The organism is Moritella sp. PE36, assembly GCF_000170855.1.
GTDB lineage: Bacteria > Pseudomonadota > Gammaproteobacteria > Enterobacterales > Moritellaceae > Moritella.
The window spans coordinates 133,495-140,666 of the sequence record NZ_ABCQ01000008.1 but is presented as its reverse complement, the minus strand read 5'-3'; the positions used below and the strand labels follow the sequence as shown (position 1 = coordinate 140,666).

The window sequence follows — 7,172 nt, the reverse complement described above, 5'->3', positions numbered from 1 at the left end:
ATATCTCTATTATAGCGTCACGTTAAAGGCTTGACCGACGGGTTGTTAATTCTCTAAACCCGCCGTTAAATCTAAGCCCATTACTTTTAGTAATTCAGGCGTTTATCTGGTTTGGTGTTTTAAAAGCACAACAGTGAACGTCTTTTTGGAGATATGATTCATGAGTAATTTAAAAGCCGCAGCCTTGAAAGCACTTAGCCTAATTGACCTAACTACACTGAATGATAACGATACAGACCAGATTGTGATCGCATTGTGCCACGATGCTAAAACAACCGTTGGTAATACGGCTGCAATCTGTATTTACCCACGATTTATTCCTATTGCTAAGAAGACATTAAGAGAGCAGGGCACACCGGAAATCAAAATCGCGACAGTAACAAACTTCCCACACGGTAATAGTGACATTGATATTGCTGTCGCTGAAACAAAAGCAGCCGTTGCTTATGGCGCTGACGAGGTGGATGTTGTTTTCCCTTACCGTACGCTTATTGCTGGTGATGAACAGTTGGGTTTTGAACTGGTTAAACAGTGTAAGGAAGCCTGCGGTCAGACATTACTTAAAGTGATTATCGAGACTGGCGAATTAAAAGAAACGCATTTAATTAAACGTGCTAGCGAGATCTGCATCGAAGCAGGCGCTGATTTCATCAAGACGTCGACAGGTAAAGTACTGGTTAATGCGACCCCTGAAGCGGCTGAAATAATGCTTAAAGTAATAAGAGATATGGGTGTTTCTCAGCGTGTAGGTTTCAAACCTGCGGGCGGCGTGCGTAGTGCTGAAGATGCTAAATTATACTTGGATATGGCTGCAGAAATTTTAGGTGAAGAGTGGATTGATGCCGATCATTACCGTTTTGGCGCTTCAAGTCTGTTAACCAGCTTACTGAATACTTTAGACGTGAGCGAAAAGGTTGCAGATCCAACTGTATACTAATTGTTATTAGCGCTGTTTTAAGATAGCGCATGTTATCTGATTTTTTTCTGGCAATAAATAACTCGCTAGCTTTTTACTAGCGAGTTTACTTTACGTCTCTATGGCACAACAAACTATTTTATGGCACACCAACCCCTTTTGATGCCACCCAAACGCGGTACCATTGCTCTGTATTCATCTGCAGCGCTAATGCACCGACCATTTCTGTCACACGCTCTATTTTTCCTGAGCCGATAAGGGCAACAGGGTTTGATGGGTGTTTTAATACCCAGGCAAAAATTACCTGCTCGATTGAATTTGCCCCTAACTCTTGTACAAGATCAATTAAGGTCTCACGTAAACGTTTGGCTTGATCGGTTTGTTCGTTGAAGATATTACCTCCCGCTAAACATGACCATGCCATAGGACGAACACGATATTGCTGTAGTTGGTCACAGACACCATTTTCGAGCACATCAAAGTGCATTGGGTTAATTTCAATTTGATTGGTCACTAAGGGCTGGTCTAAACGAGATTGTAATAGATCGAACTGTGAAGCCGTGAAATTTGATACACCAAAGTGTTTTACTTTACCGCTTTGTTTTAAGTGCGTAAAAGCGTCGGTTACTTGATCTGCATCCATCAGGAAATCGGGACGATGTACTAATAACGTATCTAGCTGCTCCACACCTAAACGGCGCAATGAATTATCTGTTGATTCCAAAATGGCTTGTTTACTGCTGTCATAGTGAGAAACGCGTTTTTCTCCCGCACCAGTCGCAATCCCGTTAATGCCAAATTTAGAGACTATTTCAATGTTATCACGCATTACAGGATCGAGTTTTAGTGCTTCGCCAAATAACGTTTCACAATGACCACCACCGTAAATCGCAGCATGATCAACGGTCGTTATACCCATTTCAACATGTGCTTTAAGAAAAGATAAACGCGCCTGAGCATTCATCTCCCAAGCTTCTAAACGCCAGTAACCTTGAATTAATTTGGAAAATTTAGGCCCTTGTGGAGCCATTAATACTTTTTCAACATTATTCATCACAAACTCCAATTAGATATGTGTAGGGTTTGATTCTAGCAGCAATCGTCATAATGAATTAAGCGCACAAAAATGAAATCATTGTTAGTTATATAGAACAGTACACGTCTATATTTTGTTATAACATAGAGTATTGAGTGGTAACGTCTCTTATCTTGGGTGTGAATAATGCAGCAGCATAAAAAAATTGAATGTTTAATGTTATTTGTTGAGATTGCTCAGCAACTGAGTTTTACTAAAGCAGCACAAAATTTATCGATATCGAAAGGGTATTTATCTGATCAGATAAGAAAACTCGAGGCAGAGTTCAAATGTCCGTTATTGGTACGAACCACCCGTAGTGTGCGTTTGACGCCTGAAGGAGAAAAAATATTAGAACAGGGTAAGAAAATCAAAGCGACGATGTTGGATTTGGATCGCAATGTTCATCAGGAGCATAATGCCATATCTGGTTCGTTAAGGATCACCGCCCCTATTCTGTTTACAGAGCGATTTCTACTCGATATTTGTCATGATTTTAAGCTTATCTATCCGGACATTCATTTTATTATCGACTCGAGTTATACCAATTACGATTTAAATCAGGATGACTTTGATTTAGCCTTTCGTGCCACGCTACAGCCTCCGCAAAATATGGTGGCAAAAGAGCTATTTTCCTATCAACATTGTTTATGTGCTTCACCTGAATATTTAGCTGAATACGGCACCCCACAAAACATTAATGATCTCTCCTCACATCATTGCCTATCGGCAGTAGAGACACAGATTTGGCCGTTAAAATCAGCAGATGCGATAATAAAAGGTTGGCTGACGATTAATGATCATCACTTATTGAAGCTGCAGGCATTGGCTGGCAGAGGAATAATTCGAGTGGCTAATTATTATGTGGATAGAGAGTTAAAAGAAGGACGTTTGCAGAAGGTATTAGAAAATGAATATATTCCTGGCCTGAGTATTTATCTACTGCATCCACAGCTGATTTATCCATCTGCAAAATTAAAGGCTTTTATTGCATTTGTTCAGGAAAGGCTGGCAAGCCAATAAGCATTAATGTCCATAAATGCGCCTTAATTGTTTCCTAAATAACGTTATTAATCAAAAAGTACAACGGCGTATTTTGACTTATGTCTAAGTTCAATCACAATTTGTCATAAATAGTCTTACCTCTCTTTCCATTAAATAAAAAATTTAATAAAATCAGTTGTATAACATCTTTTTTCATTTTGTTAGTTACGATTGACTAGGGTTAACAGACTTGGGGAATCGAAAGGTCCTGCTATACAAACGTTAGCCAAACCATCAACAAAGGAGTGGTCGATGTTCAAACTAAATAGCAGAAACAAATCACTTGTTTTCTACACTCTCGCGTTTTGTTTATTATTGGTCACTATAAGTAGTTGCAGTAAAGACACTCATGAACATGCTGACTTAGTTACTGGCGAACAGTTATTCAACTACCACTGCGCTGGTTGTCATAAAAATACTGGAAAAGGCAAATTTCTTAAAGGCATTCCGGCCAACAGAAATACTGTTTTATCTTCGCAACAAATCATACATAAAATTAATGCAAATGATGGCGAAAAAGTAAAAATGCCTTCTTTTCCAAAAATGAGTCAAGCTGAAGCCGTTGCAATAGTGTCTTATCTAAAACAAATGTAATCACAGTTATGGTAAACACCTATCTCAGCGATTTTTGATTACTCCTCAACATGTCCCATCCAATCTCTCTAGTTCCATGAAAGTACTGACATTTGTGATCAATGTCACATATAACAATGCGTTGGACGATTAACTGGTATTTTTACGAGTTACCGCGTATTGGGTTAATCGATATAGTGATTGCAAGTAAGCAAGGCAGTACACGTGCTATAGCTGAGGGTGTCAATGACGCTTATGGATAGCGACGGCGTAAAAAACTTGTTTTTAATCTAGAGTTTAAAAAGTTATTTAATTATCGACTAAACTAAATTTGGAATTGTTCATGACAAAAATAAATAAAGCACTATCTCTCACATTAGCAGCAGTTGTATCTATGCCTACTCTTGCAGAGAACATCAATACCGACGACTTTTCTTTTGGTGGACGTATTGAAGCTAGGGGCGTTCTTGCAGATAGCGATTTTTCAGATGCATCTCGTGTTCGTTTAAATGGTCAAGGTAAGCACGAAATTAATGATGATATCACTGCGATTGGTAAATTCGAATATGAATTAACACAACAGGACGATAGCGCTGCTACGACAAACCAAACTAAGACGCGTTATTTATACGTTGGTGTTGAGACGGCTTACGGTACTGTGACATACGGTACACAAGATAATGCTGTTACATACCTGACAGATTTTACCGATATGGCTGAATATTTCAGTGGTTATACCAACGAAGAAATCACAGCGAGCGGTGACAGAGCAGAAGATACGATCCTTTATAGTGTGACTAAAGGTGATTTAACATTCAACGCATCAGCTAACCTCAAAGAGACGGAGAATGGCGGCGGTTTGATGGTTGCTTATAAATTACTTCCAAGTGTTGAAGTAAGTGCTGGTTATGCGACAACAGAAGCGGCTGAGAATGAGTCAGACTCATCAGATGTATACATGATTGGTGCGCGTTATACTAACGGTGGTGTTTTAGTTTCAGGCTTAGTACAAAAAGGTACTTTAGCTGATTCTGACTTCGAAGCCGTTGATGCATTCGCATCTTATGGATTTGGTGAAAATACAGTAAGTGTTTCATATAACTACTTAAGTGCTGATGATCAAAGCGCTAACGATGTTAACTTCGTTGCATTTGAATATGGTCGTTATATTGGTGACGTAGCAGCATACGCTGGTTATAAAGTGGCACTTAACGATGATACTTCAGCTGGTCATGGTAATAATGGCAATGCAGATGAATTTATCATCGGCGCTCGTTACTCTTTCTAATCCTGGCTAATTAATGCCGAGGTTCATTGAGATTGCCATTCCTACAGAGTGGCGCGTAACTAAAGTTTAGTACACTGCTTCTGTCGGTTTCTTAGTCTTGACCGTAGAAGAAAAAGAATACATCCTTTATGTAAAATCCCGCTTATTTGCAGTAAGCGGGATTTTTTTGATCTTCAGATAAACGGCTGACAGGCAGAACAAGATTGGGGCAGTGCAGAGATCGAATTTGCATTGCAATCAGGGACTATATAGCCACATCAATCATACCTTCAGTATACCGTCCTGATGTTTGACTCGCATATTAGCGCTAAAAAATTGAACGTTGTCACGGCCACAATCTTTCGCTCGATAGAGGGCGAGATCGGCATATTTCAGCAACAATTTCGGCTCGATGGTATGTGACGGCGCGATACTTACCCCAATACTGCAGGTGATTTTAAAGCTGTATTTATCAATGTTGATACTGCGACGAAGTGATTGCAGCATCTTTTGAGCGACCGGTTTTATGTCTTCTGGGTGAGAAACATCCTGTAGTAAAATAGTGAATTCGTCACCACCAGGACGAGAAACCGTGTCTTCCGAGCGCACACAATCAGTGAGCCTAAGAGCAACCTCTTTTAATAGCTCGTCACCGACATCATGCCCGTAGGTATCATTGATTAGTTTAAAGTAATCCAGGTCAAGCATGATCACCCCAATACCAGCGTCTTGTTGGCGGTGTAAAATCTCAGTCGATTGATTCAGCCGATCATATAATAACCGTCGGTTAGCTAAGCCTGTCAATGGATCGTAAAGTGCAATTTTTTCAATTTTAATTTGCTGATCTTTTTGTGTTGTGATGTCTTCACTGACACTAATAAAATGGCTTATCTCACCATTATCATCCATGACCGGAGAAATAGACATGAGTGACCAATAATAGGCGCCGTTTTTAGTCCGATTGAACGTTTCACCATGCCAATTGTTACCTGCGAGTATGGTACTCCATAATTCTTGATGACATGCTGGCGGTGTTTCCTTGGTGCTAATAATACTCGGAGTTTGACCTATCGCCTCTGCTTCACTGTATCCAGTCACCTCGCAAAATCTGGGATTAACGTACTCAATAATGCCATTTTTATCTGTGATCATGATGGAACTAGCGCTGTGTTCGACTGCTCTTGAGAGTTTTTGAAGTTGTATTTGAGCCTTTTTATGGGCGGTAATATTAGTAATAAAAGCAAAAAAACCAGTGCCGTCATCCATGGCTGTTACCGTCAAACGTACGTTTAGCGCCTGGCCATCTTTACGATGAATAATCAAATCTTCGCGCCAGTGTAGTTGAATACCGGGCTGGTTCACTGATTGTGTAAAAATATGTTTGAATTCAGGCGCGATATAATAAACTGCAGAATGTGCCTTTAATTCTGCGAGTTCATATCCCGTTAGTTGGCACAACGCATGATTAGCAAAGGTGATATTGAAATTGTTGTCGATGATCAAAAAGCCTTCCGAAGTCGTCTCAATGACGGTTCGAAACTGTTGTTCACTCTTGACTAAGGCTGCCTCGGCTTGGCGCTGATGAGTAATATCATGGACGATAGAATAGAATACAGTGTGATCGTTAGGTTGCAGGGGACCGGAATAAACGCATACATCACGAATTTCACCGCTATTGGTGATGATCCTATAATTTTGTTGGAAGGACTCTGTATTGGTGGTTAAGAGCACATTAATTTCGGCCGTAATACGTTCTCTATCTTCAGGATGGATAATTTCGGTAAACAAGCGTGTTTTCGACAGGAATTCTTCTGCAGTATAGCCAAACCGATGGATATTTTTAGTGACGGAGAGTACCGGCCAATCGGGTTCAAAGCGCCAGGTAAAACATATAGCCGGAGCTTGTACAAATAATCCTTTATCTGATGATCCCATCAGTTAGTTCCTCTTAAAAATAACATCTTTCGTCCATAATTGTGGCCACGATACAACTTGTATCTATGACAGAGTTTAACATTTATAGAACGTACCTAAATTGATTAATGTCAATTGGTTACATTCATATTCCTAAATGTGCACGAAGGAAAAAACACCTGAATCAGTGAAGATGATCAGTGTCTGAAATAGGGCGTAAGCAGGCGTTTACAGACGAAAATAATACTGTGTTTGATATGACACTCTTCTTTTATTCGTGAATATTTATCGATAACTATGCTTTAAACAAAAAACCAACAGCTCTCGCCGTTGGTTTTTTTATTTAAACATTAATCACGCAGGGCTATTTCCCTTACATATCA

6 protein-coding genes are annotated in these 7,172 nt (G+C 39.8%); 4 read left to right on the top strand and 2 right to left on the bottom strand.

The features are described from left to right. Positions 1-160: 160 nt before the first annotated feature. Entirely contained in the window at positions 161-937 is a 777-nt protein-coding gene (gene deoC / locus PE36_RS07520) for a deoxyribose-phosphate aldolase (protein ID WP_006031385.1), read from the top strand. A 118-nt stretch (positions 938-1,055) separates the two neighbouring features. On the opposite strand, the gene PE36_RS07515 is transcribed toward deoC, so the two are convergent. Next, the gene (locus PE36_RS07515; RefSeq protein ID WP_006031384.1) at positions 1,056-1,970 is read right to left on the bottom strand and encodes an aldo/keto reductase family oxidoreductase; all 915 of its coding nucleotides are present in this window, start codon (positions 1,968-1,970) and stop codon (positions 1,056-1,058) included. 168 nt (positions 1,971-2,138) lie between these two features. On the opposite strand from PE36_RS07515, the gene PE36_RS07510 reads away from it, so the two are divergent. The 3 genes from PE36_RS07510 (at position 2,139) to PE36_RS07500 (ending at position 4,896) form a co-directional block, all read left to right on the top strand. Then, positions 2,139-3,014, top strand: a complete 876-nt coding sequence (locus PE36_RS07510; protein WP_006031383.1) for a LysR family transcriptional regulator — start codon at positions 2,139-2,141, stop codon at positions 3,012-3,014. A gap of 273 nt (positions 3,015-3,287) precedes the next feature. Next, positions 3,288-3,629 carry a cytochrome c gene (locus PE36_RS07505; protein ID WP_043994197.1) on the top strand — a complete coding sequence of 114 codons (342 nt, stop codon included), beginning with the start codon at positions 3,288-3,290 and terminating at the stop codon, positions 3,627-3,629. 322 nt (positions 3,630-3,951) lie between these two features. After that, the gene (locus PE36_RS07500) at positions 3,952-4,896 is read left to right on the top strand and encodes a porin (RefSeq protein ID WP_006031380.1); all 945 of its coding nucleotides are present in this window, start codon (positions 3,952-3,954) and stop codon (positions 4,894-4,896) included. Positions 4,897-5,157: 261 nt separating this feature from the next. On the opposite strand, the gene PE36_RS07495 is transcribed toward PE36_RS07500, so the two are convergent. Next, positions 5,158-6,810 carry a bifunctional diguanylate cyclase/phosphodiesterase gene (locus PE36_RS07495; protein WP_006031379.1) on the bottom strand — a complete coding sequence of 551 codons (1,653 nt, stop codon included), beginning with the start codon at positions 6,808-6,810 and terminating at the stop codon, positions 5,158-5,160. Between the last annotated feature and the right edge of the window lie 362 nt (positions 6,811-7,172).

Coding starts and splice junctions, on each gene's coding strand:
- deoC (WP_006031385.1), top strand. CDS start 161: ATGAGTAATTTAAAAGCCGCAGCCTTGAAAGCACTTAGCCTAATTGAC.
- PE36_RS07515 (WP_006031384.1), bottom strand. CDS start 1,970: ATGAATAATGTTGAAAAAGTATTAATGGCTCCACAAGGGCCTAAATTT.
- PE36_RS07510 (WP_006031383.1), top strand. CDS start 2,139: ATGCAGCAGCATAAAAAAATTGAATGTTTAATGTTATTTGTTGAGATT.
- PE36_RS07505 (WP_043994197.1), top strand. CDS start 3,288: ATGTTCAAACTAAATAGCAGAAACAAATCACTTGTTTTCTACACTCTC.
- PE36_RS07500 (WP_006031380.1), top strand. CDS start 3,952: ATGACAAAAATAAATAAAGCACTATCTCTCACATTAGCAGCAGTTGTA.
- PE36_RS07495 (WP_006031379.1), bottom strand. CDS start 6,810: ATGGGATCATCAGATAAAGGATTATTTGTACAAGCTCCGGCTATATGT.